Annotated in this window: 34 protein-coding genes, 1 pseudogene and 1 riboswitch; of the genes and pseudogenes, 16 read left to right on the top strand and 19 right to left on the bottom strand. The window is 63.6% G+C overall.

Going from position 1 to position 25820, the window contains the following annotated elements; all coding sequences use genetic code 11:
* Positions 1-4: 4 nt before the first annotated feature.
* Positions 5-934, top strand: coding sequence for a LysR family transcriptional regulator (locus RFM68_RS23780; RefSeq protein ID WP_320235453.1), 930 nt, complete (start codon positions 5-7; stop codon positions 932-934).
* A 389-nt stretch (positions 935-1323) separates the two neighbouring features.
* On the opposite strand, the gene RFM68_RS23775 is transcribed toward RFM68_RS23780, so the two are convergent.
* The 3 genes from RFM68_RS23775 to RFM68_RS23765 all read right to left on the bottom strand — a co-directional run bounded on the left by RFM68_RS23775 (position 1324) and on the right by RFM68_RS23765 (position 3507).
* Positions 1324-1638, bottom strand: coding sequence for a hypothetical protein (locus RFM68_RS23775; RefSeq protein WP_320235452.1), 315 nt, complete (start codon positions 1636-1638; stop codon positions 1324-1326).
* A gap of 135 nt (positions 1639-1773) precedes the next feature.
* Positions 1774-1896 carry a hypothetical protein gene (locus RFM68_RS23770; RefSeq protein ID WP_263497842.1) on the bottom strand — a complete coding sequence of 41 codons (123 nt, stop codon included), beginning with the start codon at positions 1894-1896 and terminating at the stop codon, positions 1774-1776.
* A 675-nt stretch (positions 1897-2571) separates the two neighbouring features.
* A complete protein-coding gene (locus tag RFM68_RS23765) occupies positions 2572-3507 on the bottom strand; it encodes a hypothetical protein (RefSeq protein WP_320235451.1) in 936 nt (311 codons plus the stop codon).
* A gap of 387 nt (positions 3508-3894) precedes the next feature.
* On the opposite strand from RFM68_RS23765, the gene RFM68_RS23760 reads away from it, so the two are divergent.
* From RFM68_RS23760 to RFM68_RS23740, 5 genes are all read left to right on the top strand, one after another.
* Complete coding sequence (locus RFM68_RS23760; protein WP_320235450.1) at positions 3895-4077, top strand: hypothetical protein; 183 nt, start codon at positions 3895-3897, stop codon at positions 4075-4077.
* A 32-nt stretch (positions 4078-4109) separates the two neighbouring features.
* Positions 4110-4340: a hypothetical protein gene (locus RFM68_RS23755; RefSeq protein WP_320235449.1), complete on the top strand. Its 231-nt coding sequence runs from the start codon at positions 4110-4112 to the stop codon at positions 4338-4340.
* A gap of 393 nt (positions 4341-4733) precedes the next feature.
* A complete protein-coding gene (locus RFM68_RS23750) occupies positions 4734-5231 on the top strand; it encodes a RidA family protein (protein ID WP_320235448.1) in 498 nt (165 codons plus the stop codon).
* 59 nt (positions 5232-5290) lie between these two features.
* Complete coding sequence (locus tag RFM68_RS23745; RefSeq protein ID WP_320235447.1) at positions 5291-5506, top strand: alkylphosphonate utilization protein; 216 nt, start codon at positions 5291-5293, stop codon at positions 5504-5506.
* Positions 5507-5638: 132 nt separating this feature from the next.
* Positions 5639-7750 (top strand): acyltransferase family protein, encoded by a 2112-nt coding sequence (locus tag RFM68_RS23740; RefSeq protein WP_320235446.1) that lies wholly within the window; start codon positions 5639-5641, stop codon positions 7748-7750.
* Between the two features lie 57 nt (positions 7751-7807).
* On the opposite strand, the gene RFM68_RS23735 is transcribed toward RFM68_RS23740, so the two are convergent.
* A complete protein-coding gene (locus tag RFM68_RS23735; RefSeq protein ID WP_320235445.1) occupies positions 7808-8161 on the bottom strand; it encodes a cupin domain-containing protein in 354 nt (117 codons plus the stop codon).
* A 222-nt stretch (positions 8162-8383) separates the two neighbouring features.
* On the opposite strand from RFM68_RS23735, the gene RFM68_RS23730 reads away from it, so the two are divergent.
* From RFM68_RS23730 to RFM68_RS23715, 4 genes are all read left to right on the top strand, one after another.
* Entirely contained in the window at positions 8384-8701 is a 318-nt protein-coding gene (locus RFM68_RS23730) for a hypothetical protein (protein WP_320235444.1), read from the top strand.
* Between the two features lie 151 nt (positions 8702-8852).
* A complete protein-coding gene (locus RFM68_RS23725) occupies positions 8853-9194 on the top strand; it encodes a hypothetical protein (RefSeq protein ID WP_320235443.1) in 342 nt (113 codons plus the stop codon).
* Positions 9195-9412: 218 nt separating this feature from the next.
* Complete coding sequence (locus tag RFM68_RS23720; protein ID WP_320235442.1) at positions 9413-9697, top strand: hypothetical protein; 285 nt, start codon at positions 9413-9415, stop codon at positions 9695-9697.
* Between the two features lie 352 nt (positions 9698-10049).
* The gene (locus RFM68_RS23715) at positions 10050-11282 is read left to right on the top strand and encodes a DUF763 domain-containing protein (protein WP_320235441.1); all 1233 of its coding nucleotides are present in this window, start codon (positions 10050-10052) and stop codon (positions 11280-11282) included.
* A 251-nt stretch (positions 11283-11533) separates the two neighbouring features.
* On the opposite strand, the gene RFM68_RS23710 is transcribed toward RFM68_RS23715, so the two are convergent.
* The 5 genes from RFM68_RS23710 to RFM68_RS23690 form a co-directional block, all read right to left on the bottom strand.
* Positions 11534-11764, bottom strand: a complete 231-nt coding sequence (locus RFM68_RS23710; RefSeq protein ID WP_320235440.1) for a hypothetical protein — start codon at positions 11762-11764, stop codon at positions 11534-11536.
* Positions 11761-12339 (bottom strand): hypothetical protein, encoded by a 579-nt coding sequence (locus RFM68_RS23705; protein WP_320235439.1) that lies wholly within the window; start codon positions 12337-12339, stop codon positions 11761-11763. Before RFM68_RS23705 ends, RFM68_RS23710 begins: the two co-directional genes overlap by 4 nt.
* Before the next feature lie 177 nt (positions 12340-12516).
* Positions 12517-13113: a DUF6456 domain-containing protein gene (locus RFM68_RS23700; RefSeq protein ID WP_320235438.1), complete on the bottom strand. Its 597-nt coding sequence runs from the start codon at positions 13111-13113 to the stop codon at positions 12517-12519.
* Positions 13114-13370: 257 nt separating this feature from the next.
* Positions 13371-14165, bottom strand: coding sequence for a GcrA cell cycle regulator (locus RFM68_RS23695; RefSeq protein ID WP_320235437.1), 795 nt, complete (start codon positions 14163-14165; stop codon positions 13371-13373).
* A gap of 128 nt (positions 14166-14293) precedes the next feature.
* On the bottom strand, positions 14294-14818 hold the full coding sequence (locus RFM68_RS23690; RefSeq protein WP_320235489.1) for a hypothetical protein: 525 nt from the start codon (positions 14816-14818) through the stop codon (positions 14294-14296).
* Positions 14819-15017: 199 nt separating this feature from the next.
* On the opposite strand from RFM68_RS23690, the gene RFM68_RS23685 reads away from it, so the two are divergent.
* The 3 genes from RFM68_RS23685 to RFM68_RS23675 all read left to right on the top strand — a co-directional run bounded on the left by RFM68_RS23685 (position 15018) and on the right by RFM68_RS23675 (position 17725).
* Entirely contained in the window at positions 15018-15662 is a 645-nt protein-coding gene (locus RFM68_RS23685) for a LexA family transcriptional regulator (RefSeq protein WP_320235436.1), read from the top strand.
* A gap of 225 nt (positions 15663-15887) precedes the next feature.
* The gene (locus tag RFM68_RS23680) at positions 15888-16760 is read left to right on the top strand and encodes a DUF2167 domain-containing protein (protein ID WP_320235435.1); all 873 of its coding nucleotides are present in this window, start codon (positions 15888-15890) and stop codon (positions 16758-16760) included.
* Positions 16757-17725, top strand: coding sequence for a tetratricopeptide repeat protein (locus RFM68_RS23675; RefSeq protein ID WP_320235434.1), 969 nt, complete (start codon positions 16757-16759; stop codon positions 17723-17725). Before RFM68_RS23680 ends, RFM68_RS23675 begins: the two co-directional genes overlap by 4 nt.
* 83 nt (positions 17726-17808) lie before the next feature.
* On the opposite strand, the pseudogene RFM68_RS23670 reads toward RFM68_RS23675, so the two are convergent.
* The 4 genes and pseudogenes from RFM68_RS23670 to RFM68_RS23655 all read right to left on the bottom strand — a co-directional run bounded on the left by RFM68_RS23670 (position 17809) and on the right by RFM68_RS23655 (position 21162).
* A pseudogene (locus tag RFM68_RS23670) lies at positions 17809-18817 on the bottom strand (ABC transporter substrate-binding protein).
* Positions 18814-19590, bottom strand: a complete 777-nt coding sequence (locus RFM68_RS23665) for an ABC transporter ATP-binding protein (RefSeq protein ID WP_320235433.1) — start codon at positions 19588-19590, stop codon at positions 18814-18816. The pseudogene RFM68_RS23670 and the gene RFM68_RS23665 overlap by 4 nt, the downstream one beginning before the upstream one ends.
* Positions 19587-20414 (bottom strand): ABC transporter permease, encoded by an 828-nt coding sequence (locus RFM68_RS23660; protein WP_320235432.1) that lies wholly within the window; start codon positions 20412-20414, stop codon positions 19587-19589. The genes RFM68_RS23665 and RFM68_RS23660 overlap by 4 nt, the downstream gene beginning before the upstream one ends.
* A 139-nt stretch (positions 20415-20553) precedes the next feature.
* The gene (locus RFM68_RS23655) at positions 20554-21162 is read right to left on the bottom strand and encodes a YkoF family thiamine/hydroxymethylpyrimidine-binding protein (protein ID WP_320235431.1); all 609 of its coding nucleotides are present in this window, start codon (positions 21160-21162) and stop codon (positions 20554-20556) included.
* Positions 21153-21265, bottom strand: a riboswitch (TPP riboswitch). (Overlaps the previous gene by 10 nt.)
* Positions 21266-21438: 173 nt before the next feature.
* Here RFM68_RS23655 and RFM68_RS23650 point away from each other — a divergent pair.
* Both RFM68_RS23650 and RFM68_RS23645 read left to right on the top strand, forming a co-directional pair.
* Complete coding sequence (locus tag RFM68_RS23650; RefSeq protein ID WP_320235430.1) at positions 21439-21783, top strand: hypothetical protein; 345 nt, start codon at positions 21439-21441, stop codon at positions 21781-21783.
* 220 nt (positions 21784-22003) lie between these two features.
* Positions 22004-22213, top strand: a complete 210-nt coding sequence (locus tag RFM68_RS23645) for a hypothetical protein (RefSeq protein WP_320235429.1) — start codon at positions 22004-22006, stop codon at positions 22211-22213.
* Between the two features lie 11 nt (positions 22214-22224).
* On the opposite strand, the gene RFM68_RS23640 is transcribed toward RFM68_RS23645, so the two are convergent.
* From RFM68_RS23640 to RFM68_RS23620, 5 genes are all read right to left on the bottom strand, one after another.
* Positions 22225-22728: a porin gene (locus RFM68_RS23640; RefSeq protein ID WP_320235428.1), complete on the bottom strand. Its 504-nt coding sequence runs from the start codon at positions 22726-22728 to the stop codon at positions 22225-22227.
* Between the two features lie 18 nt (positions 22729-22746).
* Positions 22747-23250 (bottom strand): porin, encoded by a 504-nt coding sequence (locus RFM68_RS23635; RefSeq protein ID WP_320235427.1) that lies wholly within the window; start codon positions 23248-23250, stop codon positions 22747-22749.
* 335 nt (positions 23251-23585) lie between these two features.
* Positions 23586-23828, bottom strand: a complete 243-nt coding sequence (locus tag RFM68_RS23630) for a DUF2934 domain-containing protein (RefSeq protein ID WP_320235426.1) — start codon at positions 23826-23828, stop codon at positions 23586-23588.
* A gap of 117 nt (positions 23829-23945) precedes the next feature.
* On the bottom strand, positions 23946-24155 hold the full coding sequence (locus RFM68_RS23625) for a hypothetical protein (RefSeq protein WP_320235425.1): 210 nt from the start codon (positions 24153-24155) through the stop codon (positions 23946-23948).
* Positions 24156-24283: 128 nt separating this feature from the next.
* The gene (locus tag RFM68_RS23620) at positions 24284-24583 is read right to left on the bottom strand and encodes a DUF1236 domain-containing protein (RefSeq protein ID WP_320235424.1); all 300 of its coding nucleotides are present in this window, start codon (positions 24581-24583) and stop codon (positions 24284-24286) included.
* A 211-nt stretch (positions 24584-24794) separates the two neighbouring features.
* Here RFM68_RS23620 and RFM68_RS23615 point away from each other — a divergent pair, with 211 nt between their 5' ends.
* Positions 24795-25136, top strand: a complete 342-nt coding sequence (locus tag RFM68_RS23615) for a DUF982 domain-containing protein (protein ID WP_320235423.1) — start codon at positions 24795-24797, stop codon at positions 25134-25136.
* A 308-nt stretch (positions 25137-25444) separates the two neighbouring features.
* Here the strand turns inward: RFM68_RS23615 and RFM68_RS23610 are convergent, their stop codons facing one another.
* A complete protein-coding gene (locus RFM68_RS23610; protein WP_320235422.1) occupies positions 25445-25666 on the bottom strand; it encodes a hypothetical protein in 222 nt (73 codons plus the stop codon).
* Positions 25667-25820 lie beyond the last annotated feature (154 nt).

The following is a 25820-nucleotide window of genomic DNA, read 5'->3' as shown; positions in this document are numbered from 1 at the left end:
CGTCATGCCGCGACCCGATCTCAACCTGCTCGTCACGCTGGACGTGCTGCTTGCCGAAGGCAGCGTCGCCAAGGCCGCGCGGCGGCTGAAGCTCAGCCCTTCGGCGATGAGCCGGGCGCTGGCAAGGTTGCGCGAGACGACCGGCGATCCGCTTCTGGTGCGCGCCGGGCGCGGCCTGGTGCCGACGCCGCATGCCGTCGAGCTCGGCACACAGGTCGGCCGGCTGGTAAAGGAGGCGGAAGCCGTGCTGCGGCCCGCCGAGCGGCTCGACCTCACGCGGCTCACGCGCAGCTTCACTTTGCGCAACAGCGACGGTTTCGTCGAGAATTTCGGCCCGGCGCTGATTGCCCGCGTGTTGCGAGAGGCGCCGGGCGTGCAACTGTGTTTCGTGCCCAAGCCCGACAAGGATAGCGGCCCGATGCGCGAGGGCACGGTCGATCTGGAGACCGGCGTGGTCGGCGGCTCGACCGGGCCGGAGGTGCGCGCGCAGGCGCTGTTCCGCGACCGCTTCGTCGGCGTGGTCCGCGCCGGCCATCCCTTGAGCGATGGCAGGATCACCGCCGCCCGCTTTGCCGCCGGCCGCCACATCTTGATTTCACGGCGCGGCCTCGACCGCGGGCCGGTGGATGACGCGCTGGAGCTCGTCGGCCTGACGCGGACAATCGCGACCGTGGTCGGCGGCTTTGCCGAGGCGCTGGCGCTGGCGCGGGGCTCCGATCTCATCGCCACCGTGCCCGAGCGCTATACCGGCACGCTGCGCGAGGGCCTGTTCACCTTCGCGCTGCCGGTGAAGCTTGCGGCGCTGACGATCTCGCTCTTGTGGCACCCGAGGCTCGATGCCGATCCGGCGCATCGCTGGCTGCGCGGGCTGGTGAAAGAGGTGTGCGGCCTTCCTCGCCTCCGCTTTGGCGGGAGCGAGGAACCCAAGCGCTGACATTCGTCACGCCGCTTCCAACCAACCGCGCGTTGCAGCCGATATTTCTAGAACATTAGCCACCACTAACATATAATGTCACGCGCAGGACAAAACCGCGTCCGTCATGGAACCCGCGGCATGGTCAGCGCGTTGCCGGGCGCTTGGGAAACAGCCGGAGGCTCGCTTGAGCGAATTCAGGAAGTTCACCTGCCCCCGGTGCCTGGGCGCCGGCAAGGTGTTCGAATGCGAAAAGCAGGTGGCGTCGAACGGCACGTGCTGTCCGCCAGGCGCGTTGCACGACAATTGCCCGGGCCAACGGGTTCCCTGCCAGGCCTGCAACGGAACCGGCTTGCGCGGCTACAGCGCGCCCTCCGTTCTGCAGGACTAGCCCTGCCCGGCTTCCCTGATCACGGCACCTGGGGACCTTGCGTTGTATTTGTGATTTCTAATATAAAGACATCCACGCGAGAGAAACGAAAGGCAAAGCGCCCCGGGAGGCGCGCATGAAAACCTATCGCGTCGAGGAAATAGACGGCGAGGCAATCATCGCGGTCCATGCGGCCGAAGCAAAGACGCCTTTCGAGGCGGCTGAGAAGGCGCTTGGCCAGAAAGTGACGTTGCGCGCCGGTGCCGATAGGTGGGTCCGCGTCGTCGACCTCACCGAGCGGCCGAGGCCGGTCAAGCTGCGGCCCGTCACGTTTGAATTCAAGGCGATCGGACAAAGGAAAGAGGCGATCCGTTTTGCTTTGAACGCCTCGCACTTTTCCGGAATTTGCTTCTTGGTCGTCGCAATTCCGGACGGAAAGCTACGGCGAAGTCGCCGAGCCCAACCGCTGCGCACTTTTCCTGGAATTGCTTTAGGTGCTGGCGCCGCCCATCAGCGCGGCGACCAGTGTCGCCAGGAAGACAAGCAGCCCCAATGCGACCCGATCCAGCCATGACCGCCGTCTGGCAAGAACCTCGAACAACCGATTGGCCATCGCAACCTCCCCGTTCGCCATCTGGCAGTATATCACGTCTTTGATGAGCACATCATGAAACGTCTCACAGTAGCATCCGATGCCTCAGGGGACCGTCGCGGGTCACCAATGCTGCACCGCCGAATTGCACCCAAAAAAAGTCGGGGTTGAGGCGAAGTACCAGCCGGCGAAAAATCAGCTTATTCAAGCAGATAGGCATATACGTCCGGCGAAGCCTCCAGGCCGCTGGAAAGCCGGAATTCCGCCATTTCGCCGTCTTTCGCCGCGGCTTCAGCGTGGTTGAAAAGGCCGCTTCGGGCAGGAAAAGGCGGCTAAAAGGCGCTTCCACGCCGCCCTCGGCGGCGTTGACAGGACACCATGCCAATGGCACTCCGCAGCCACTGGTCACGCCATGACCGTTGCTGTTGGGGACGGACGGGGTTTCAGCAGCTTGGCGGCGGCGCCGGACGGGCGGGCACCTGCGAAGTGTACCGCCCGCTCCTGGCCGGGCCGGCGTCCAGCTTTAAAATCGCTTGCTTTAAAACTGCCTGAGATCGCCGGCGCCCTCTTGGGATCTCAGCCCTTGGGATTTTCAGAACGAAAAGCCGGAGGACAGCACGGTGGCGGTCACCGTCGAAAGCCCGTCACGTCTGGCAAGCTTCGGTTTGCAATATGCGGCTTCACGATGGTCTCGGGTTATCCAGCGTGCCGCAGCCAATGGCGGTCGAACACGTCGAGGATGGCGCGGAACTCGGCCGGCGGGACCTGATGGACGCCGCCGTCGCTGCCCCCGACGAGGAATCGCGTGAGCTGCCGGTCGACCTGCTCCGGCTGCCCGATGGAGATGCCGAGGGAAGCCAGATCCGCCGATATCGACTGGTCGGGCAGCAGGTACCCGCCCGACGCTGCCGCGCCGGCCGCCGGATCGCGCAGCCGCACGATGAGGATCCTTGTCAGCGACGGCAGCGCCTCGGGGCCGATAATGGCGGTGCCGCACATGTAGCCGCCAAGCACACTGCCCGGCTGCGACTGCGAAAACAGGCTGATGAAGAACTGGGCGTCGCCGCCGACCTCCTTCAGATGCACGTAAAGGGCGCGCTTGGCCGGCGTGACCGGGCCGCCAAGCTCCAATTGCCCGGTCGGCAACGTCTCGCGATAGGTGGCCGTCAGTCCATGCACGCCGGGCCCCGCCTCGATCGACAGGCGGCCCTTGATGAGCTGGCCGCGAAAATAGGGCGACCAGGCGCGCGAATAGCAGGCATAGGTCCCGGCAAGGGCGGAGCCGATGCCCTTGTCGTTGTGCCCTGACGCAGCCTCGGACTGGGCGCTTGCGCGGCGTTCGAGCTCTGCCCTGTCGACGCCGTGGCGGGCCGAAATTGCAGCGGTGAAATCCGTCAGGTCGCTGTCGGCGAGCCAGGCGCCCGACTGCTCCAGGTCAAGCAGCTTCGCCCAGTCGTCATAGACGCTGTGTTCGCGCGGCTGGGCGCGGCCCTGCAGCCATTTGTCGGCGCGGCCGAGATCGAACGCGGTCCTCGGATTGACGGCGCGGAACGCCGCGGCCAGTTCTTTGCGGGTGACGGTTCCCAGCAGTGCCGAAGTCAGCCGCAATTTTTGCGCGATATGCTGTGCCATGCGGCTGCCCCTCTTGCTGCCCGCTATCAGCCATAACATGCCCCGGCACATCCTCCCATTGTACTTTTCCACAAGCTAAAATTCCAGGAATTCCAGAGAATTCCACGGCATTCCGCAAGTGCTGCCTTCTCGGCTCGCGGACCTGCGCTAAGCTCACGACGGGCAAGGGGCAGACTGTCGGGAAAAGGCGCTGAATGTGGGGCCGCGCACGTCGTTCCCTTCCTTCGCAGAGCTGTGACTTGCTCTAACCGAGCAACGGCGAAACCAGGCTGAGCGAGCCTGGAGCAACCGAACCGCAACGCCACCTCAACCTGAAGGAACGACCTGATGACCTCGAACAATCCTTCCAGACTGGCCCTCATTGTATTTGCTGCCGGATGCATAGCATTGGCGCTGCTCTTTCAATATGCGCCGGTCGGCAAATTTCCGTCGAAGTATGTGCGACCGGCCCCGGTGGCGCTTGCCACCCAGCCGACGCGCATCGACATCGACAACGACGCGCACGCGATACGCTTCTACATCGACGGCAAGCAGGTCGCCCTGCTCGACGGGTCCGGTTTCAAACAGTGAGGAGGCGGCAAAGCCAAGCGGGAACATCGTCAATGAAAATCATCCTGTCGGCGCTATCGGCGCTTCTCCTCACGCTTGCCCTGTCGCAAGCCGCGGAGGCCAAGACGAAAATCCTGGGGACCGAGACAAAGACCGGCCACGAGAAGAGCCGGCCGCTGCTCGATGAGAAGGCCACCGGCGGCATCGTGCCTTCGGCGGGCCTAACGTCGAAGGACGCCGACCCGGGCCAAGCCTATCCGCGGCCGCTGGACCTGCACTTCTAGATGTGAGCAATTTCAGGCAACGTGCTCGGCGGTTTTGGTCCGGAACCGCGCAAGTCAAAAGGTAGCCATTCTGGCAGTCCCAAGCGGTCGACCATCCGGGATCGGCGAGGAAAGAGCAGCGGTCGAACGGCCCAGCCAATAGCCACCCGGCCAGCCTAGGGCTGGGGCTCAGCGCCGCCGGCGGGCGGCGCCTGCTGGTGCGGATCGCAAGGCCGCGGTCCGCGCGGGCCAAGCGCACGGCCAAGTCCCCAGGTCATTGTCACCCCACGTCAATCTTCTTCAGATCCAACTTCTTCAGATCCAAGTCATCCTTGACGAATGGACGGCGAAGCGAAAAGCTCGGCCGTGGTGCTGCAATGGCGCTGCAAGACGAGTTCCGAGGGAGGCCATGCCATGCCGGGTGCCGACGAAAAAGTTGCCGCCCTCGGCATCGTGCTGCCGCCGCCCTTGAAACTGCCGGCGGGCATGGTGCTGCCCTTTCCCTGGGTGAACGTGCGGGGCGACCGGGCCTATATCTCGGGCCACGGGCCGCAGGAGCCGGACGGCTCGCTTGCCGGTCCGTTCGGCGCCGTCGGCGAAAGCGTGTCGCTGGAGGAGGCGCGGGCGTCGGCCCGCAAGGTCGGGCTGTCGATGCTCGGCAGCCTGAAACGCGAGCTCGGCAGCCTCGACCGGATCACCGGCTGGTGCCGCGTGCACGGCATGGTCAATTCGGCATTGCGCTTCACCGAGACGCCGGCGGTGATGAACGGTTTTTCGGAGCTCATCCTCGAGGTCTTCGGGCCGGAGATCGGCCGCCACGCCCGCACGGCAATCGGCGTCGCCGCCCTGCCCCTGAATTTCCCTGTCGAGATCGAGGCCGAGGTGATGATCGGCAGTTCCAGCGCGGCTTGACCAGGCCGCGGTCGGCGCGATAGGCGGGCGCAGGCTATCCAACCGATGAAAGACACGCCATGATAGACGTAAGAGACAGCAACGGCACGCCGCTGAAGGATGGCGACTCCGTGACCCTGATCAAGGACCTCAAGGTCAAGGGCACGTCCGAGACGATCAAGCGCGGCACGCTGGTCAAGAACATCCGCCTCAACGGCAATCCCGGCGAGATCGAATGCAACACCAAGCAGGTGAAGGGCCTGGTGCTGAAGACGGAGTTTTTGAAGAAGGCGTGATTTTCGGGGCCGGGCTCCCATCTCCTCCCCTTATGTTGCGCTGCGTTAGATTTGTTGCATTGCGATATCGGCGCATAGGGTCGAGGCTTTGCCGCAGGCGGGATACGAACGACCATTGCGAGGTTCGTATTCGTGTCGACATCAGCGCAGGATTTCCGGCCCGACATCGAAGGGTTGCGGGCGCTGGCCGTGGCGGGCGTGATCGCCTTTCACTTCGGCCTGACTGCCCTGCCCGGCGGCTTTGCCGGGGTCGACATCTTCTTCGTCATTTCGGGCTATCTGATCACCCGCCATCTCGCCGCCGAGATTGCCGACACCGGCCGGCTCGACCTTTTGCGTTTCTACGCCCGGCGCGCGCGGCGCCTGCTGCCGGCCGCTCTTTTCGTCATCGCCGCGACGCTCGCCGCCGGCGCGGTCATCCTCTCGCCGGAGGAACAGGCGCTCTATTCCAAGGGTGCGATGTTCGCCTCGGCGTATATGATCAATCTATGGCTGATCCGCTGGTCGTTCGATTATTTCGCCAATGACGCAACGAGCAACCCGTTCATCCATTACTGGTCGCTGTCGGTCGAGGAGCAGTTCTATCTCGCCTGGCCGGCGCTCTTGATGCTGGCCGCATGGCTGGAGCGGTTCGCCGTTTCACGGAAACGGCGAACCGCTCCAGCTTTTCGTTTTGACGCAATTCCGAATGGAAGGGTACGGCGAAGTCGCCGAGCCGAGCCGTTTCACACTTTTCCTGGAATTGCTCTGAAGCCCGGCAAGCGCGCCATCGTCGTTGCGATCGGTGTTGTCGGCCTCGTCTCTTTCGTCTTCTGCGCCTGGCTGACGAGCGTGTCGCAGCCCTGGGCTTTCTACTTTTCGCCGCTACGCGCATGGGAATTTGCCGCCGGCGGCCTCGCATCGATGGCGCCGGCACGGCTGCTGCAGGAGCGTCCGCGGCTGGGGCGGGCGTTGAGCCTGGCCGGCCTGGCGATGATCGGGACCGCTTATCTCACCTTCAGCGAGGACGCTCCCTTCCCCGGCTTTCTGGCGCTTCTGCCGGTGGCCGGTACGGTCCTTCTGCTCAAGGCGGGAGCGGCCGGCGCCAGGGACGACATGCGCAATTCCGATTGGAATTACGTGAATGCCGCCCTGGCGCTGCCGCCTTTGCAGTGGATCGGCAAGCTCTCCTATTCGCTCTATCTCTGGCATTGGCCGGTCATCGTCTACGCCGGCATGCTGGCGCCGGAGCTGACACCGGCCGAACGGCTCGCCTGCCTTGCGCTGACGCTGGCGCTGTCGGCCCTCAGCTACCACCTCATCGAGAACCCGATCCGTCGCAACGGCTGGCTGATGGCCAATGCGGCGCGGGCGCTGGTGCCGGCCCTCCTCCTGACCGGCACCGGCGTCGCAGCCGCCTATGGCAATGCCAGGCTGGCCGTGCACGATCTCGATGCGGAGCAGCGCATCATCGCCGCAAGCGCCGCCGAGCCTTCCACGGCCCGCGCCAAAGCGGGCTGCGTTCAGGACTACGAGACGGCGACGCCGAAACCCTGCGTGTTCGGCGATGGCCAGCGCATCATCGCCCTGTTCGGCGACTCCCACGCCGACCACTGGTCGACGCCGCTGATCGAGGCGGGCCGGAAAAACGGCTACCGGGTGGTGACCTGGCTGAAGAACTCCTGCCGCGCCTCGCGCATCAGCGTCTGGTCGTCCGAGCTCAAGCGCGCCTACGCGGAATGCGACCGCTGGCGCGAGCAGGCGATCAACGAGATCATCGAGGCAAGGCCGGCGCTGGTGGTGATCTCGGAACTGGCGCTGACCAGCGGGCGCAAGATGGCGGGCCGCGCCGGCGACACGGAGAGCCAGGACGCCGACTGGCGTGCCGGCCTGCGCTCCACGCTCACCAGTCTCAGCAAGGCCGGCCTGAAGGTCGCCTTCATCCGCGACGTGCCGTTCAACAACGAAAATGTCGACACCTGCGTGGCGCGGGCGCTGTGGCGCGACAAGACACCCTCGCTTTGCGACCAGACGCGCGCCTATGCTGCCAACGACAAGATGGCGGCGGTGGAACGCGAGATCGTCGACAGCGTGCCCGGCGCCTCCTACGTCGACCTCACCGACCGCTTCTGCAGCGCCACCGTCTGCCACGTCTTCATCAACGGCAAGCTCGCCTTCCGCGACCAGCACCATTTGGCCACGCCCTTCGCGGAATCGCTGGAGCCGGAGGTGGAGAAGAGGGTGATTTCGAAGGTGGGAAGGTAGGTGGCGGAGCGCATGATCTCCCGCAAGGGAGAGATCAGCAGCTTCGGCGCCGCGCCCTCAGCCCACCACAACGACAAAATGCTTGGTCACCGGCTCGAGTATCTTCCAGGTGCCCTTGAAATCCGCTTCGACGACGAAGGCGTCGCCTGGGCCGACCTCGACCGGCTCGCCGCCGTCGGGCGTGATGACGATGCGGCCGGCGATCATGTGGACGAATTCATAGTCGGTGTAGGTGGCGTGATAAGTGCCGGGCGAAGCGCGCCAGGTGCCCGACATCACCTTGCCGTCCTTTGTGGTGTGCTGGACAGCGGTCTGCATGGTCGGCGACCCCTCAACCGCGATCCAGCCCGGCAGATCGCCGCCCTCGGCATGTTCGACGGCACCGAATTTGAGGATGGTCTGCTTGGTCATGGAGAGCTCCTGCGTTTGAGTTGGGATTGGTAGATAGCGGATCGGACTGCGGGTCGCAGGCGAGGCCGCGACACGGCGCGACGGTATGGTGATGCGCCCTATTCTCCCCCGTGTGGCCAAGTGGAGAGATATAACGCAGCGCATTTTCCTGGGAACATCGCCGGCTTCGAAACCGTTTATCCGTAGAAGGGGCATCATCCATCGAACCTCAAGGAGGCAGCGATGAAAAAGCTTCTGCTTGCTTCGATGATCGCCATCGCCTCGGCGTTTGCGATCGCGCCGGCCAGCGCGGCCAGTGTTGAACTCGGTATCGGCGTCGGCCCGGGCTATGACAACGGTTACTACGACGATTATTATGGCGGCTATTACCCGCACCGCTATTACCGTCATGTCTATAATGATAACTATGACAATGGCGGCTATGTGGTTCGCTACCATCACCGCCATAATTGCCGCACCGAGCTGGTGAGCCACTGGCGCCACCACCACCGTGTGATGGAGGAAGTGCGGGTGTGCGGTAACGGCTACAACGGCTACTAAACGAGCCTGTCTGAATCGCGCGAAACGGCTTTTGGCCGTTCCGCGCGCTTCGGGTGCTCGCGAAGCCTTCAAATCTTGCTGATCCCTGCGGCGGCGCGAGCTTTCGGCGCGCCGCGCGTTATCGTGGGTCGACCTTCAGGAGGAGGTTGCCATGAAAAAGTTTCTGTTCGCCTCGGTGGTTGCCGTCGCCTCGGCGGCTGCCATCGTCACGCCGGCGGATGCCGGCAACGTATTCCTTGGCGGCAGTTATTTCGACTACGGCCCCTTCGGCGATTTTTACGACAGCTACAGCAACGCTCCAGTCTATGGCTCCTATTGGGGCGGCCCCTATCTCAATTATGGCCCCGGCGAAGAGGACGACTATGACGGCGGCTATGTCGCCCCGCCGACCCGCTATCATGTCGTGCGCTACGGCCGCCATTGCCGGATGGAAACGGTGACGCGCCGCAGCCATGACCGCAGGTTCAGCCGCGAGGTACGCGTCTGCGGCTAGAGCAATTCCAGGAAAAGTGCGTAGCGGTTTTCCGTCCGGAATTGCGTAAAAACAAGAGTTAGAGCGGTTCGCCGTTTCCGTGAAACGGTGAAACGCTCTGGCCGTATCGACCGCCAGGTAGCAGGCACGGCTTCAAATCCCGGTAATTTTCGCGCAGGCGCCAAGCAGCTTTTCGGCCCGTAAAGCGTTGTCAATGCAACCTTCAGGAGGAGGTTGCCATGAAAAAGCTTCTACTTGCCTCGGTGATCGCCATCGCCTCGGCGGTGGCTACGGTTGCGCCGGCGGATGCGCGGGTGTTCTTCGGCATCGGCGTCGGCCCTTACGACGACTATGGCCCGTATTATGGCGGCTACCGCGACTATTACGACGACTATTACCCCGGCTATGTCGTGCGCTACCCGCACTACCGGTACCATCGGCACTATTACAGGTATCATTATTACATGTACCACCACCGGTACCATCACAGGCACCACTATAGGCACCACCACCACAGGTACTAGGTGGCAGGCGTATCGCTGCCATACGGTACGGTGACGCACCGGCGTCACCATACCGGAAGATGGGCGATGTATGGGTATTGACGAGGCCGGCCCTTCGTTACCAAGAGGGCGAAGCCGAAAGCGCCTTCGTCATCCTCGGGCTTGACCCGAGGATCCTGTGACGCAGGCCGAGAAATGCGGCCCATCAGAATTCTGCACCGTTGCAACGCTCGCAGGTCGCGGCATGGATCCTAGGGTCTGCGCGCGTCGCTTCGCTCCTTGCTCCGCCCTAGGATGACGAAGCGAGAGGCTCCGCCTTGCAAATCCCGGCCAAAATGCCATCTAAGTCGCCGGCATCCACGGAGAAAACCACGTGACGCAGCGAAGCGGCAGCGCCGACCTGCCGCTGCATGGCGGGCGGGTCCCGAAATGGCTGGGCGAGCGCATGACGAAGCTCGGCGCCGTGCTGTGCGAGGCGATCATCCACCATTACGGCCGCGACGAGCTTCTGCGCCGCCTGGCGCATCCCTTCTGGTTCCAGTCCTTCAGCGCCGTCATGGGCATGGACTGGCATTCCTCCGGCATCACCACCTCGGTCATCGGCGCGCTGAAGCGCGGGCTGAACCCGATGGCGAGCGAACTCGGCATCCATGTCTGCGGCGGGCGCGGCGCGCATTCGCGCAAGACGCCGGGCGAGCTCATCGCCATCGGCGAGCGCGTCGGCCTGAACGGCGATGCTCTCGCCACCGCCAGCCGCCTCGTCGCCAAGGTCGACAGCGCCGCCGTGCAGGACGGCTACGACCTCTATCTGCACGGCTTCATCGTCACCGATGACGGGCGCTGGGTGGTGGTGCAGCAAGGCATGAACGGCGACGCCCGCCAGGCGCGCCGCTACCACTGGCTGTCGGAGGGGCTGGAAAGCTTCGTCGACCAGCCGCATGCGGCGATCGAGGGCGAGACGCAGGGCGTGATCGTCAACCTCACCGACCGCCGTGCCGAGAAAGCCCGCGGCGGCCAGATCGAGCTTTTGAAGACCATGAGCCCGGAAAAGATCCTGACCGAGCTTGCCGTGCTGGAGCCGCGGCCCGAGCAAGAACCCGCCGCGCAACCGCTGTTGCCAAACCTCGTCATGCCCGCGCATCACGACGTGCGCGAGAGCGACATCGTCATGCACCGCCTGCATAGCAACATTTCCGCCGCGATCGAAAGCGGCCCGAAGGATTTCCCCGAGCTGCTGCTCGTCCCCGGCGTCGGGCCGCGCACGGTGCGGGCCTTGGCCATGGTCTCGGAAGTGGTGCACGGCACGCCCTACCGCTTCTCCGACCCGGCGCGCTTTTCCCTCGCCCACGGCGGCAAGGACCGCCACCCCTTCCCCGTGCCGCTGAAGGTCTATGACGAGACGATCTCGGTGCTGAAATCGGCGGTGGGCAAGGCGAGACTCGGGCGCGACGAGGAGTTGCAGGCGCTCAAGCGGCTGGACGAAGAGTCGCGAAGGATGGAGCGGTATGTGACGGGGCCGAGCTTGAAGGAGATCGTGGCGGGGGAAATGGACCAGTCGCATTTGCTGGGCGGACGGAGCGTGTTTGGGTGGGAGCCGCCTCCATGAAGGTCCAACGCCGTTGAAGAAGGGCAGTTGAGGCGCGCTCTCCGCAAATAACACCAAAGGTCAGCGCCGCCCCTCATTGCCCTGCCGGGCATTTCTCCCCGTAAACGGGGAGAAAGAGGCTGTCGCCGGCGCCGCGCCTCTCCTTCGCCCCGTTTACGGGGAGAAGGTGCCCGAAGGGCGGATGAGGGGCAGCGCCGAGCGTGTGATTTTTGGACGCAACGAGGCTGTGCCCGAACTTGCTTCGGCGGACGTCATTTCTTCCGCTCCAGCAGGCGCATGTCGATTTCGGGATTCACATAATGAATTAGCCCCGCCTTTTCGGACAGGACCATGATCCCTCGTTCCAGATAGCCAAGGACTTCCCTGGGGTACTCCTCGGAATATTCGTCGGTATCCATGGAGCAGACCACGACGCCTTCGTTCCCCTCCCAGACGAGGATCTTGTCGCCAAGCCTGGCAAGGGTTCCATCGGGGTATTTCATTGGGGTGTCTTCATCAAAGGCGGGTTTCTGGTAACTGCTGTCTTTCGATTAAGATCGAATTCGACCGCAATATACTCCTTACCTAATATTGGATCGTCGGAATCAATAACAATGTGAAACTCGTCCTTTTTCTCAACTTTCGAGATATCAAAGGCGTTGTGCTCTACATATTCGACCTTCAAGCCGCCTTCTATCAGGCCAACTGTTGAATATCCGACGCCAACAATTGCAGACGCGTCCATCATCGGCTCCAGCAGGAAGCAACCCACAATCTGAAGGTCCCGGAAAGAAAATGGATCGTCGAGATAGCCGAAAACGATCAACCCTTCATAGCAAATGGCTATGATCTTCCGGCCTTCGCGATTTGTTATCAGGACCGACTTCGAGCACGCCCAGCCGCCCTTCGCTATCGTCAAGAACCAGTCCTCACCGATGTCCGGCCGGACCCTCAAGGTGACTTCACCGACCCCCGTCGGTGCCGATCGATGCCCAGGCATGATGATGTGCCGCCACAAATCCGGTTTGCCGTCGGTATGCATAGAAACATACGGGAGCAATTCGATCTGGCTGGTCATTTCAATGCCTGCTATGACCAAAAGCTAAGGACAATCGATGGCTGGCGACACTGCATTCTGAGCCCGTTACTGATCTTGCAGCAATACCAATTCATCATGGCAACAAGCATATTTCGCCAATTGGACGTATATTCTCTCCTCATGGTTATTCCGCGATCAACCAGAACTTTCTAATGTTCATCCCGCCCTCCTCCCCATCATCCCATAGTGCACCGCCAGCAGATCCAGCCCGACCTTCAGCAGCTTGACCACCACGTCGCGCCCCTCGCCGGCGCGCTCGGCGAGCGCCTTCACCGATTGGCCTTCGAGGCAGATCTTGCGCACCACGTCGGCCACCTCCCAATGGGCGAGCGCTGCCGCTGCGTGGGCATAGGCTCGGCCGGCTGACAGCACGCGGTCGGGGATGCCGCCGCCGACCCGGCCGCCGTCGACGCGCTCGCTCCAGGATTGCGGCTGCAGGCCCTCGCGCTGGGAGCGTTCGAAATCGTCGCGAAAACGCTGGCCAGCCTCGCGCTGCTGGCGCGACAGCGAGGTGATGCCGGTAAGCGGATCGACATTGCGCAGCCGCACGACGCCGCCGGTGGAGGTGTAGCCGCCATTCGAGACTTCGTAGACGCGGCGCGCTTCCGCCGTGCCGGGGGTGAGGCGCTGGCGGCCGAAGGCGTCTTGCTTGAGCGCGAAGTCATGGCCGACATCTCGGCGGATGCGCACCTGCTCGGCCTCGCCCTTGGGGAGTTTCGGGGGTTGGGGTTTCTTGGAGGCTTTGCGGGGCATGCGTGGGTCCTTGGTTTCAGAGGATAATTGGGGAGGTTGGCGCGCGGCGCCCCCTTCTGCCCTGCCCTTCCTCCGCAGCAGTTGCGCTGCAGCTACGGAGGGTGGACCGGGCATCTCCCCCTCTTTTGGGGGGAGATCAATCTCTTCGCGGCTTTCGCTAATCGCCGACGCTGCAGGAAAAGCGCCGCAGGCGGAACTGCCATCTCCCTCCAAGAGGGCTCCAAGGGGGGAGATTGGCAGCTCCAATGCCGCGCTCGTCAAATCCCCCTTCCGCGATGGCCGTGGAACCGCGCATGATGATGCGCGCAATAACTCCGCGCTCCTGCGGTCCTCAGTCCGCAGCAGAGCATGTCCGGACCCGGGCGCGCGCCGGCCGGGTCGTCTTCCGGCTCTTCGCGCAAAGCGAGGTCGACCGGCGCACGGCAGCGGCCGAACAGGCAATCGAGGAAGCGCATCGCCGCGACATGCGGCTGGCGGCCGGGCGGCATCGGCGGCGGCGGTGCGGGAAGCTTGTAGCGCCGCGCTTCGGATTTTTCGCGCTCGCCGGTGGTAAGCCAAGCGGGAGGCAAGGTGCGCGCGGGTTTTCGGGTGTTAGGTTTTTTCGGCTTGAGGGTGCGGGCGGTTACGGGCTCAACGACTGATACGTCGGCGGGACAGCGCCCCCCTTTGCCCTCCCGGGCATCTCCCCCTCTTGGGGGGAGATTGGCAGCTTCCGCGCCGCGACCTTCCACCAGCTCGACATGCCTGGAAAGAGCAGCCGGCTCGCAGAGTGTGACACTTCCAGCGGCCACCCCGCCCCGCCGGCCAGCCCTGCCCTGCGCCTGCAGCAGCGCGGCCTTCCTCGGTCTCCCGCCGGAGCGGCCGCCTTTGGGGTTGGCGAAGCCGATGGCGCTTAGGCCGGCGTTGCGGTGGACGATGCCGATGATGGCGTTGCGCGAGACCGGGCTGCCGCGCAGCGCGCTGAAGCGGCCGGCGATGCGCGAGGCCGAAAGCCCCTCCTTCAGCCAGGCGGCGATCTCATCGATTTCTTTTTCAGTGTAGGCGGCTGCCATCTTCTCATTCCGTTGATTGCTAAAGGCTTGGGCTTGCGAAGGGCTTGGAGTTGCGAAGAGTTGGGCTCGGGCCAAGCGCCAGGGTTCGGCCGCGAGGCCGCAAGTCAGGTCAGCGAAAGGGTTGGAGGTCAGTCGGCGCCTGGATCGCTTCGCCGTTTCACGGAAACGGCAAGGCGCTCCGTCTCGTTGTCTTGGCCCAATTCCTGGCGGAAAACCGCTTCGCACTTTTCCTGGAATTGCGTCTCGTTGTCTTGGCCCAATTCCTGGCGGAAAACCGCTTCGCACTTTTCCTGGAATTGCGTCTCGTTGTCCTGGCGCAATTCCTGACGGAAAACCGCTTCGCACTTTTCCTGGAATTGCTCTGGCGCCGCACCTGGCAGTCGAAGCAGCGCGGCCTCGGCGGCGGCCCGCGTCAGGCCCGACACCGCCCGGCCCGTCACCCGGTCGAACAGGATGACGGTGCCGTCCTCGGTGCGGATGCAGCTTGTGCCCGAATTGGGGGCCGGAGCCGGGGGAGGAACGGCTCCGGCCGTTCCGGTGAACCGGGGTGCGGGCGGTTCAGCCGGATCCGGGGCAAGCGCCCCGGAATGCGTCCGGACCGGGGAGGACTGTCCGGACGATTGGAATTGACAAGTCGAGGGACGCGCGTTCATGCCGCCTCCCCTTGCATGGCGGCGAAAGTGCTCTGCCAGGAATCGACAAGCCCTGAGACGCTCATCGGCAGCGCCGGAATCACAGGCAGTGCGGAAATGCTTGCGGGATGCTCATTCATGCGCTAAGCGTACGTTATGTACGAATGACGCGCAAGCGAAATCGTACACTTTGGACGATAATTTTCAGGCATTTTGTACGATGATGGATTCTCGGCACAGATTGCAGCAGGCGCGCGCCCAGGCCGGCTATGCCTCGCCCAGCGATGCCGCGCGGGCGCTGCGCGACATCAACAAGAACACGCTGATCAGCCACGAGAACGGCAACCGCCCGCTGTCGCGCAAGGCGGCGGAGAAATATGGCCGGCTGTTCGGCGTCGACCCTGGCTGGCTGCTGTTCAACGGTGGTTTGGGGGCGGATGGCGCCGAGGCGGCGGCGGTCAGCCATCTGCCCTCGGCCGTCACTGTCGACGTGCCGATGGTGTCGTGGATCAGCGCCGGCGAGCTCGGTGGCCAGGACAGCGTCGTCAACCTTTCCGACTATCCGACCATCCCCACCGCCGACCTCGAGGAAGGCGAATGGATCGCGCTGCGCGTCGACGGGCCGTCGATGAACAAGATCTCGCCGCCGGATTCGATCATCTTCGTCAACCTGCGCGACAAGCGGCTGGTGACCAATGGCTGCTACGTGATCTCCGACGAAACCGGCCGCGCCACCTACAAGCGCTGGCGGCCGAACGACAATCCGCCGTTCCAGCCGGCGTCGTATCTGGATATTCCCCCGCCGGAGCTGGAAGGCGCGATCACCATTATCGGGCGGGTGAAGCGGTCGATGATCGATATGTGAGGTGGGCGCGGAGCAGCTATGTGAAACGCCGCGCGCCTTCGCGCCTGCCTATCGCAGATGTCCGATACGCGTTGGCATGAGGTCAAGTAAGGCTGGCACGAAGGATTATCGTGTTGCCCCGGATGCCAAGAACAAAAAAAGAACCTTTCCGTCTTGTACTTGTCTTCGAAATCCTCTTAGATCACGGGTGCGTGAGGTTGGGGCCCGGTCTGCCGGGAGGGGGTCATGAACAAATCGGTCAGGGAAAATCTGATTTTCGTCCTGGTGGCGCATGCCTGCTTCCTGGCTCAGCCGGCCATCGTGCATGCCGAGGACACGGACTATCATCCGCAAAATTTTACCCAGCCTCTGAGCGCCGCCAGAGGCACAATCACTCCGGCTGGCGGCGGCGCCATCTACCTGAAGCCGGAGGATCGCTGCGACCTGGTGGTGAAGGAGTTCGGCTGGGACCGTGACCAGTGCGGCTCGATCGACCAGCTGATCTTCGGCTTCACGCCGGAGATCGATAACCTGACCGTCGAAAAGCCGGTGTCGGACGGTTATGTCAGCCTGGCGGACTGGGACAGCGCCGACCGCAACGAAGAAATCAGATCCCTTGAGGAGAGCTTCAAGGACTCGGTCAAGGCGCAGTCGCAGCGGCTGGGCCAGGATATCCGCTTCGACGGCTGGTTGGTCTATCCGCAGATCGATAAGGGCAAAAACATCCTCTACTACGCCAATATCCTGAACTGGGGCGGCGACCGGACGATCAACATCTCGGTCTCGATCTTCGACCGGCAAGGCTATGTCCCGATCAAGATCGTGCCGGTGAACGGTAACGTCACAAGCGATGCCGTGCAGAAGATCGTCGAGGCATCGGCGGCCGCCTACAAGCCGAAGGCCGGCAGCTCCTATTTCGAATTCTCCAGCGGCGACAAGGTGGCCGGCTATGGCGCGCTGGGCGTGCTGGCGACGATGCTCGGCGTCAAATATGGCGGGGCCGCCGGCGCCGGGCTCATCGCGCTGGCGCTGGTGGTGCTGAAGAAGGGCGCCTTCCTCGTGCTGTTGCCGCTGGTGTGGCTGAGAAGGCTGTTCAGCAGGAAGAAGACCGGTAGTTGATCCGGGAGAACCGGGCAATGGCAGGTCAGGCGGATGAAAGTCGGCTGATACAATTGGTTCGAAAATGGCGCTTCCCGCTGTTGCTGCTGCTGGCCGGTCTTGTCGCGCTCGACGTCCATGGCGCCATGGGGATCGCCGCCAATCTGACCTATGCGGCCTGCATCGGCAATGCGACCGACCCGGCCCGCCGGCTCGAAGCCTGCACATCTATTGTCGAGGACAAGACTGGGCGCACCGACCAACGCGCGATAGCTTATTTCAAGCGCGCCTATGCCTGGGCGGCAAAAGGTGATTACGACCGCGCCATCGCCGACAGCGACGATGCGATAGATATGAATCCAGAATATGCCACCGCCTTTTACAATCGCGGCATTTTCTGGTGGAGAAAGGGTGACGTCAACCTGGCTATCGCCGATTTCGGCCAGGCAATCAGCCTAGGTTTCGACGGCGTCGAAGCTTACCAGAACAGAGGCGCAGCCTGGGCATCCACGGGCAAATACGAGCGCGCAATCGCCGACTACAATCGTGCGATTAATATCGACCCGAAACAAGCCGCCACCTATTACGCCCGGGGCGAGGCCTGGGGACAGAGCGGCAATTACGATCGCGCCATCGCCGACTTTACGCAGGGAATGGGCGTCGACCCGACAGGCGGCGATGTCCACGCTTACTATAGCCGAGGCGTCGCCTGGTCATTCAAGGGCGACGACGACCGCGCCATCGCCGACTACGCTCGGGCCGTGGATCTGGATCCGAAAATGGCCGATGCCTACTACGCGCTGGGCCTCGCCTGGGCGCATAAGGGTGATCACGACCAGGCCATTGTCGACTACGACCAGGCGATCGCGCTCAATCAGAAATCCGCCGATTTCTACAACGCCCGAAGCAGGTCGTGGAAGGCCAAAGGCAACCGCGAACGCGCGGAGGCCGACCTGAAGACGGCTGACGGTCTTGGGGCGAAATAGACCGAACAGCATGCGTTGGCGATTGGCACCGGCCGCCGCACAGCCAACCTCCCCGCCGGGGAAATTGGCGGTTTCGACGTCCCCTACCCCAAAAACTCATTCTTGAAATAAGTCGCCAAATTCGGCTTCTCCTTCAGCGCTTTGCCGTCGCCATCGAGGAGTATCCCCGAGGCAAACAGATAGCCGCCCATCGCCTCCATCTTTGCCTTCTCCATCGTGCCGATGGCGCCGGTCGCGCTCTTCAGAAAGTGGGCATCGTTCAGCGCCTGCAGCGAGGCGTATACCAGCGCCGGATTTGTCAGCGTGTCCTTGTTGGCCGCGATCAACAGGTCGCCCGCCTCTTTCGCGTGGTCGACTGCGAAGGCGCCGTGTCGACTGCACGAAGGCCGCAGCCGCTTGTCGGTTGGCCGCGAGGAAGGCGTTGCTGGAGACGATCAGCGTGGTGTGCTCGTCCGGCACGCCATAGTCCGCGTAGCGGAAGCTGCGCTGCTTCAGGCCTTTGAGCTCCGCCTCGACGCCTTCCCAGGTCGAGACCTCCAGCGTGAAGTCGACCGCGCCGTTGGCTAAAGCCTCGTAGGCCGAGGTGCCGAGCGTCACCGTGTTGAAGACGCCCTTGCCGCCGTCATGGCGGATGATGGTGGAGATCAGCGCGTTTTCCCAGGCGCTGCCGAAGCCGCCATAAGTCAGGCCATCGAGATTCTTGGGGCTCGTGATCGCGGCGCGGTCGGCGTTGAAGACGACGCGGCCGGTCTCGGACTGGACGACGGCGTAGACGGCCTTCAGGTCGGCGCCCGCGCTCTTCTGGGTCAACAGGCCGAGCGAACCGGAAACGCCGAAATCGGCGACACGATTGGCGACCAGCGTGCCCGAGCCGGTGTCGCCGTAGGGCAGGATTTCCACCTCCAATCCGGCGTCGCGATAGAAGCCTTTGTCGCGGGCGACGAACAGGCCGATGTGGTTGGTGTTGACGGTCCAGTCGAGCGCTACGGTGATTTTTTGCGCGGCGGCCCGGGCGCGTGAGACGGCCCCTGCGAGCGGCAGGCCGGCGGCCAGAGCCAGAAACAGCGCCTGGCGGCGGGTCAGGTCAGTCATTTCGTCTCTCCATCGGATGATCGGGGAATTCGGGTCGGCGGCTGGCCAAGCAGGGTGTCGAGGATGCCGGCTTCGATCGCGGCCGCCTCACGGGCAAGTGCGGCACTCTGGGTGCGCGGGCGCGGCAGCGGCACCGCGATCTCGCGTACGACGCGCGCGGGCCGCGCCGACAGCACATAGATGCGGTCGGACAGAAGCACTGCTTCGCGCACTTCGTGGGTGATCAGCATCGCCGTCCAGCGATGGCTCTCCCACATCGTCTCCAGCCAGCGTTGCATGGCGGCGCGGGTCAGCGCATCGAGGGCGCCAAAAGGCTCGTCGAGCAGCAGCATGTCGCGTTCTTGCACCACGGTGCGCAGGAGCGCCGCTCGCTGGCGCATGCCGCCGGAAAGCTCGGACGGCCAGGCGCGCTCGAAGCCAGCGAGGCCGAACTCGGCGAACAGCGGCGCCACACGTTGCCGCGCGACCCGGCGCTTCACGCCCTGCACTTCCAGGCCCAGCGTCGCATTGTCGATGACGCGCCGCCACGGCATCAGCGCGTCGCGCTGCGGCATGAAGGCGAAGCGGGTGTTGTCGAGCGGCGCGCCGTCGAAGCGCATCTCGCCCTCGCCCTTGAGGGCGCCGGTGAGCAGTTGGAACAGCGTCGACTTGCCGGCGCCGGAGGGGCCGAGGATCGAGACGAACTCGCCCGCGCCGACACGCAGCGAAATACCGGCCAGAACCTCGAGCGGGCCGAAGTTTTTGCGGACGTTGCGGAGCTCGAGGCGGGTCATGGCCGATCCTCATTCGAAGGCTCGGACCTGCCCTCGCGCCCCGCCCTCTCGCTCCTTGCATTTTCCCAGGGCATGGCGAGGCGCTGCACCAGCACGGCAAGTCCGAACAGAACGAGCGTCAAAACCGAGCTGACGCCGACGGCGGCGAGCACCAGGTCGGGCCGAAAATTGTTCTTGGCGCCGAGCATGTAGATGCCCAGCCCTTTCGCGGCACCCGCATATTCGGCAAAGATCGCGCCGACCACGGCATAGGTGATGGAGATGCGCAAGCCGGCGAAGAAATAGGGCAGCGCCGAGGGCAGCCGCGCCAGCCAGAAAATGCGCCAGCGCCCTGCCCCCATGGCGGCGAGCATCTGACCGATTTCCGTGCTCGTGGCGGTATAGCCCTCGACCAGCGCCACCATCATCGGGAAAAAAGTGACCAAAGCCACCAGCAGGATTTTTGGCAAGAGCCCGAAGCCGAACCAAAGGACAACGAGCGGCGCGATCGCCACCAGCGGCAAGGTCTGGCTGGCAATCAGCAGCGGAAACAGCGCGCGGCGCAAGCGGGGCCGGAAATCGACCAGCGCGGAGAGGATGAAGGCAGCGAGGAGCGAACAGGCAAAACCGGCCAGCGTGGCGCGGATGGTGGGAGCCGTGTTTTGCGCCAGTGCCGCTCGGTTCTCCCAGGCCTGCTGCAGGACGCGGGAGGGTGCGGGCAGGACAGTGGGCGCGATGCCGCCGAGCCGGGCGTAGAGCTCCCAGGCGATGAGGAGAAGGGCGAAAGCGAGGGCAGCAGGGGCAGCTTTGGCGCAGGCCGTGGTGAAGGCTGATCTCCCCCTCAAGGGGGGAGATTGGCTGTCGCGACGGGCTTCGCCAGTCGCCGACGTATGCCCTACTTGCGAAGTAGGATTGGGGACACTTCCCCCGGATGGATCGTACCAAACAACCACGACAATCTCCTCGACAGCTTGAACCGCGGGCTCAAACCGCGGTCGGGCTGTTTGCCGAGATGGTGATGTCGAGCGTCACATGCCCCGCACTCGGCCCGAAGCGGCAGAAGGCTTCGTTCAGCGTGGCGAACACCGCGCCGGCATCGCCGCGCAGCTTGGTGCAGAAATGCTTCGAGCGCTCGAAGACACCGGAGTTTTTCAGGAAATCGATGCAGCCGCAGATCTCGTCCATGTGGTCACCGGTGCCCATCACATAGAGCGAGAATTGCGCCGCCACCGGCTGGTCCGCGGACGGCGTCGCCTGCACCGCGCCGAGCGCGGCGAGCTTGCGTTCGTCGAGCGGGATCGCCGGGCCGCCGATCTCATCGGAGCGGCAGATCGGGTCGTCCGGTTCGCCGGGGCAGCCGCGCGAGACGGCGGCCGACAGCACGCAGTGCCTGCCGCTTCTCGCCGCCGCCACGAACAGGTCGCGCATCGCCGGGAACAGCACTTCGGGCGGCCCGACCAGCAGCGTCGAGATGTCGTCGGTCTCGATCCTCAGCCTGTCGCGGTAGGGTTCGAGCGCGCCGAGCGCGCCAAGGATGACGCCGACGAAATCGTCAGCCATCGGATATAGGGAAATCTGTGCGCCGGAAAACATGGCCCGCCTCGCTCCGCTGGTATTATCCAGATCAGCTTTAGGGTCCGGAGGCTTGCCGCCCCCATCTCAGCCCCGACCGTACGGAGCACCCCTGTGGATACGGGCGTTAAAGCACCGGTTGAGCGAATCGGAAAGCTTTTTTTGCGAGAGCAATCGGGCCGGGCGCCTCATCTCCCTCTAAGAGATGCAGAAGCGAATCGTTCAAATTGTACGAATCTCGCTTGACTGTTTTTCGTACATAAAGTACGATATTTCCCTTCTTTTGAGGGAATTTGCTTGAACACCGCGAACCACGCCGCTTTTGCCGACCTCTCCCGCCCTTTGCTGTCGCCACTGCCGCTCCGCGAGCGCGAGCGCCTCGCAGGCGCCTGGCGCATTGCTAGCCAGGACATCGCCGACGACATCCGCTTCATCCGGCAATATCTGAAGGTGATCGCCGAGAAGGAGGAGCGGCTTTCGACCGGCAGGTTGGTGCATGGCCGCGCCTATGTCGAAGCCTGCGCGGCCTGGCTGGCGGAGACGGTGGCGCGGTATCTGCGCAATCTCAGGCTGATCAGCGAATGCGAAAGCGCGATGATCGCGGCGGGGGTGAGGTTTGCGATGTCGAGCGATGCGTGGTGAGACCCGTCGGAAGAACCTGATAGGCCGGCAGGGGCGCGAATTACGCGGCGAAGACGGTTGTCCGCGGAACTCAGGCGGCCCTCTGCAACCTTCGGCTCCACACCTCGAGAAATGCATCGTTTCACACAATCGCCAATTGGTGGACGCGGGCGAGCGGCCGGGCGTTAATTCTCCCGGGCGAAGGAAGGGCATAGCCGCATACCAGGGAGGAATACGTTTGATGGAACAGCAAATCGACATCGGCGCACGACCTGACGATCAGCCCTACGAAGTTGCCCTATTCGCCAGAAAGCACGGGCTGACGGTCCCGGTCGCGGACGCGGTCCTTTTCGCCAAGGGTCCGTGGCCGTCGCGGGCCGCCTGCGATACCGCCGCGCTTGCCTTCCTCGGCGCGGTCGCCCTCTACGCCAGGAAGCAAGCGGGGCGGTAGCGGTTCGTCCCCTACCAGCTGAACTGCAGCCCGGCATTGCCGCCGACCTGGTTGCCGGCGAAGGCGATGCCGAGCGTGCCGGTCAGGCGGCCGCCATGGGCGAAGCCTTCGCTCAGAACCGCGGCACCGGTGATGCCGAAGGCATTGGCATCGCCTGCATTGCCCCAGTTGACGCGCAGGCCAAAATGCTCGCCCTGGACGAGGTCGGGCGCCGAAAGAGCGGCCGAGATCGAGGCGTTCTGGAAAGCGCGGGTGATGCGATTGTCGATATCGTCGACCTGGCTGGCGAGCGCCGTCTTGCCGGTGACGGTGGTGGTTCCGTCCGCGCCGTCATTGACTTCCCGCTTGGTGACGCCGGTGTCGGCGTTGATGCAAGTGTCAGTGCCCGGACTGTAGTAGTAGTTAGGCCCATAGCTCGAGCAGATCTTAAGTAAGATAGCGACCGCGGCCTGAGATGGTGCCGCGAAGAGCGTTGCTGCGACGAGGATCGCCGGCGCAAGAAGATATCTGAACATGATGCCCCCCGGCCGCGCTTACCAGGTGAGTTGCAGGCCGGCATTGCCGCCGACCGTCTTGCCGGAGAAACCGATGCCCGCTGCACCGGCCAGCCGGCCCTTGCCGCCGGACATGAAGCCCTCGCCGAGCACGGCCGCGCCGGTGATGCCCATGGCGTTGGACTGGCCGGCATTGCCCCAGTTGACGCGCACGCCGAAATGCTCGCCCTGCACCAGATCCGGGCTGCTCAATGCCGTGGCCACGGAAGCGCTTTCGAAGGCGCGCTGGACGCGGCCATCGATGTCGTCGACCTTGCTCGCCAGCGCCGTCTTGCCGTCAACCACGCCATTTTCGATCGCGCGGCGCGTCTCGCCGGTATTGGCATTGATGCAGGTGTCGGTACCGGGGCTGTAGTAGTATCGCGCGCCATAGGACGTGCACACCTTGACATACTCGACCGGCGGCGCCGCCAGCGCCGACACCGAAAAGCCGCTTGCCGCGGCCAGAAATGCTAATGAAATGAAACGGTTGATACCCTGCATTAGCCAATCCCCAAGTTGAAGCCAGGACGGGAAAAGCGCATGATAAAGGACGACGAGTCAACCGGCTGGTCTGATCAAAATCTGACTTTTACTGGGACGATTGAAACAGAAAGACTCCGTATTGCCGGGATGACACAGGGATGACCTGAGATAATCGGTAAATTCCTGTCGACCCAAAGTCTATCTATTAAATATCGCTAATATTAGCAGTCGCTACTTCTAAGGCTATTTGGCAGGCCGGTGCTCGGCCGTGAATCGTCAAAAGGCGCGGCCGCGCCTCACCTTGCCGCAAAGATCAAAACGGGGGGGTGCGGCCAATTGGTCGCCGAAATGGCTCAGCCCTTGGCTTTGAGCTTGGTCGCCTTCGCCTTGGCCGGCTTTTCAACCTTCGCGGCTTTCGGCTTCTCGACCTTGGCGGCGGCGGTCTTCTTCGGGCCCTTCGCCTTCGGCTTGCCCGTGGCATCGACCTCAGCCGTGGCCTGGTCCCAGTGCTCCATATGCGAGCCTTCGGGACGGCCGGCCTGTTCCCAGATCTCGTGCGCCCGCTGGCGAATGCGTTCGTGCCTGTCGTCCGTCACTGTCGCCTCCTAAGGTTGGGACGGTTCCCCGGCGCGAACATTAGCCGAATTTTCGCGCGGCGTCTTGGGTGTAGAAGCGGTGCGCGAACACTTCTTGAAGCAAGATCGGGTGATGGCTCACCGGTCGTCGGAAAGCACCACAATGCCGAGATATGCAGCCTTCTTGGCAATCAGTCCGGCCAAGTCGGCGTCGGAACGCTCGGTTCCGGTTCGCTCGCGCAGCAGCGCGACCGCCTGCCTGATCGACAGCAGCCCATCGCCGCGTTCGGCCAGCAGTCTGTCGACCTGCCGGGCGATATCTGGTGATTCGACGTGTGGATGATGCATGGCAACGACTCCTTTCGTTCGTTGCCTCCCAAACCGTTGCTCACTTTAGGCGATATGCTCGGATGCGAGAAGAGCCCGATCCTTCCCCGATGCATCGGGAGCAGCATCGGGCTCCAATCCGCCAGGCGTTACTGGATCACCTGAACGACGCGGCGCGTGCCGGGATCGATCAGCACCGTGTGGTCATTGACGACCGCATAACGATACTGCACGTCGGGTACCGACTGCAGCTCTACCGTGTCAGGCACAGTCGAACCGATGCCGAGCTCAAGGCCGAGCACGTTGACCGAGGCGACCGGATGCTTGTGGACATATTCCCTGACCACGGTCTGCTGCTCGGGCGTGACGATCACCTCGTCCGCGGCCGCGATGCCGATGCCGGCCATCAGAGCCAGGCCGGCGACAGCTGGAATGAAGGTGGTTTTCATCGTTTCTCTCCTGTTGCGTTGGCGAGCTCCGCATGCCTCCGCGGGAGCGGAAACACGGACAGGTCGAACTGGGAGCTCCCGGGGCAAACGCCGTTCGGCAAGGTGTTGTTCCGTCAGCGACGACTAATTGATCTGGCGGAACCTTCGCATTGGCTCCGCATTGGAAGGCTTTGAATCCCCAAGGCTTTGAAATCCATAGGGCGGCGGCATCATGCGAGAAGGTTCCATCAGAAGTGACATCGAATTTGCAACCCCGGTGGCGATCGCTGTCGGCGCCGGCTTCAAGCGCGAGATCGCCTCGCTCACCGCGATGCAGAACTTTCTCAAGGAATGGCCAGCAGTCTCGCGGGGCGGGAGCTATAACATGGCGGTGCGGGCCTGCGAGGCCGCGCGGGCCGGAGAGATCGATCTCGACAAGGCGCGGCAGGCATTCCTGGTCTTCGCGAGAAAGGCGGGTATCGAGTGGACCGGCGCCGATCCGGTTGCGGTGCTGCGCGAAGCCAAGGTCAGGCGCAATCGGGTCCGTGAAAGCCGGGCACACCTGCCGGGATAAGCCTCTCGCAGGCGCCTCGGCTTTTCCCTGGCGCCGTTTTCCCTGGCGCCGACACCAAGCACGCCTTCATATCGAACTGGGATTGCACGCGCGGAATACGGACTTCGATAGCGTCACGGGACCAGGACTACGAAGTTACAATGAGCCCGACGACGGCAGCCAAGCGCCGTGCGCGCCGGCCTTGCTTGCAAGTTTTAGGCGGCATATCTCGGAGCTGCCGCGCGCCGCCTGGCCCGTTGCCTAATGACCGCCGCCTCGCCGGCTGGCGGTCGACTGGATTACCGGTGATTTTCGGCTGTTGGGCGCTGTCAGTGCGGCGTCGATTCACCCAGCGCCTCGGTAACGAAGGACGCGGCGATCAGATCGTCCGCGTCTATGCGTAGGGAGCCTTCGGCGCCCCCCATGATGGCGGCGACCTTCTGGAAGGTCTTCATCTCATGCTCGGTGATCCGGGCGTCCCGCATCCTGGCTCTGAGATCGGCGACCCGCATCCCGAGCGAACGGGATGTTCCGATTTCTCGATTCGACATGTTGGTCAGTCCTCCTCACCCCGCCCGTACCTGTTCGCCACCGCCCGAATCTCCACCCTGCCGTCGCTTTGTGTTGTCTCTGAGACAGGGCAGACCCAGAGCCGCTAACTGAAGAGCGGGACGAAGGTTCCATTAGGATATGGTAACGAATTGA

This window comes from Mesorhizobium montanum (assembly GCF_033977145.1).
Taxonomy (GTDB): domain Bacteria; phylum Pseudomonadota; class Alphaproteobacteria; order Rhizobiales; family Rhizobiaceae; genus Mesorhizobium; species Mesorhizobium montanum.
Note: the sequence above shows the minus strand (reverse complement) of the source record. Positions and strands in the feature narration are given on the sequence as shown.

Excerpts from the sequence above, each read along its gene's own strand:
- RFM68_RS23695 (WP_320235437.1), bottom strand. The coding sequence starts at position 14,165 with ATGGCAGCCGCCTACACTGAAAAAGAAATCGATGAGATCGCCGCCTGG.
- RFM68_RS23780 (WP_320235453.1), top strand. The coding sequence starts at position 5 with ATGCCGCGACCCGATCTCAACCTGCTCGTCACGCTGGACGTGCTGCTT.
- RFM68_RS23765 (WP_320235451.1), bottom strand. The coding sequence starts at position 3,507 with ATGGCACAGCATATCGCGCAAAAATTGCGGCTGACTTCGGCACTGCTG.
- RFM68_RS23710 (WP_320235440.1), bottom strand. The coding sequence starts at position 11,764 with ATGAAATACCCCGATGGAACCCTTGCCAGGCTTGGCGACAAGATCCTC.
- RFM68_RS23635 (WP_320235427.1), bottom strand. The coding sequence starts at position 23,250 with ATGCAGGGTATCAACCGTTTCATTTCATTAGCATTTCTGGCCGCGGCA.
- RFM68_RS23620 (WP_320235424.1), bottom strand. The coding sequence starts at position 24,583 with ATGAAAACCACCTTCATTCCAGCTGTCGCCGGCCTGGCTCTGATGGCC.
- RFM68_RS23655 (WP_320235431.1), bottom strand. The coding sequence starts at position 21,162 with ATGTTTTCCGGCGCACAGATTTCCCTATATCCGATGGCTGACGATTTC.
- RFM68_RS23700 (WP_320235438.1), bottom strand. The coding sequence starts at position 13,113 with ATGCCCCGCAAAGCCTCCAAGAAACCCCAACCCCCGAAACTCCCCAAG.
- RFM68_RS23745 (WP_320235447.1), top strand. The coding sequence starts at position 5,291 with ATGATAGACGTAAGAGACAGCAACGGCACGCCGCTGAAGGATGGCGAC.
- RFM68_RS23610 (WP_320235422.1), bottom strand. The coding sequence starts at position 25,666 with ATGTCGAATCGAGAAATCGGAACATCCCGTTCGCTCGGGATGCGGGTC.
- RFM68_RS23690 (WP_320235489.1), bottom strand. The coding sequence starts at position 14,818 with ATGAACGCGCGTCCCTCGACTTGTCAATTCCAATCGTCCGGACAGTCC.
- RFM68_RS23665 (WP_320235433.1), bottom strand. The coding sequence starts at position 19,590 with ATGACCCGCCTCGAGCTCCGCAACGTCCGCAAAAACTTCGGCCCGCTC.
- RFM68_RS23685 (WP_320235436.1), top strand. The coding sequence starts at position 15,018 with ATGATGGATTCTCGGCACAGATTGCAGCAGGCGCGCGCCCAGGCCGGC.
- RFM68_RS23680 (WP_320235435.1), top strand. The coding sequence starts at position 15,888 with ATGAACAAATCGGTCAGGGAAAATCTGATTTTCGTCCTGGTGGCGCAT.
- RFM68_RS23720 (WP_320235442.1), top strand. The coding sequence starts at position 9,413 with ATGAAAAAGCTTCTACTTGCCTCGGTGATCGCCATCGCCTCGGCGGTG.
- RFM68_RS23640 (WP_320235428.1), bottom strand. The coding sequence starts at position 22,728 with ATGTTCAGATATCTTCTTGCGCCGGCGATCCTCGTCGCAGCAACGCTC.
- RFM68_RS23755 (WP_320235449.1), top strand. The coding sequence starts at position 4,110 with ATGAAAATCATCCTGTCGGCGCTATCGGCGCTTCTCCTCACGCTTGCC.
- RFM68_RS23625 (WP_320235425.1), bottom strand. The coding sequence starts at position 24,155 with ATGCATCATCCACACGTCGAATCACCAGATATCGCCCGGCAGGTCGAC.
- RFM68_RS23770 (WP_263497842.1), bottom strand. The coding sequence starts at position 1,896 with ATGGCCAATCGGTTGTTCGAGGTTCTTGCCAGACGGCGGTCATGGCTG.
- RFM68_RS23750 (WP_320235448.1), top strand. The coding sequence starts at position 4,734 with ATGCCGGGTGCCGACGAAAAAGTTGCCGCCCTCGGCATCGTGCTGCCG.
- RFM68_RS23725 (WP_320235443.1), top strand. The coding sequence starts at position 8,853 with ATGAAAAAGTTTCTGTTCGCCTCGGTGGTTGCCGTCGCCTCGGCGGCT.
- RFM68_RS23615 (WP_320235423.1), top strand. The coding sequence starts at position 24,795 with ATGCGAGAAGGTTCCATCAGAAGTGACATCGAATTTGCAACCCCGGTG.
- RFM68_RS23735 (WP_320235445.1), bottom strand. The coding sequence starts at position 8,161 with ATGACCAAGCAGACCATCCTCAAATTCGGTGCCGTCGAACATGCCGAG.
- RFM68_RS23645 (WP_320235429.1), top strand. The coding sequence starts at position 22,004 with ATGGAACAGCAAATCGACATCGGCGCACGACCTGACGATCAGCCCTAC.
- RFM68_RS23730 (WP_320235444.1), top strand. The coding sequence starts at position 8,384 with ATGAAAAAGCTTCTGCTTGCTTCGATGATCGCCATCGCCTCGGCGTTT.
- RFM68_RS23705 (WP_320235439.1), bottom strand. The coding sequence starts at position 12,339 with ATGACCAGCCAGATCGAATTGCTCCCGTATGTTTCTATGCATACCGAC.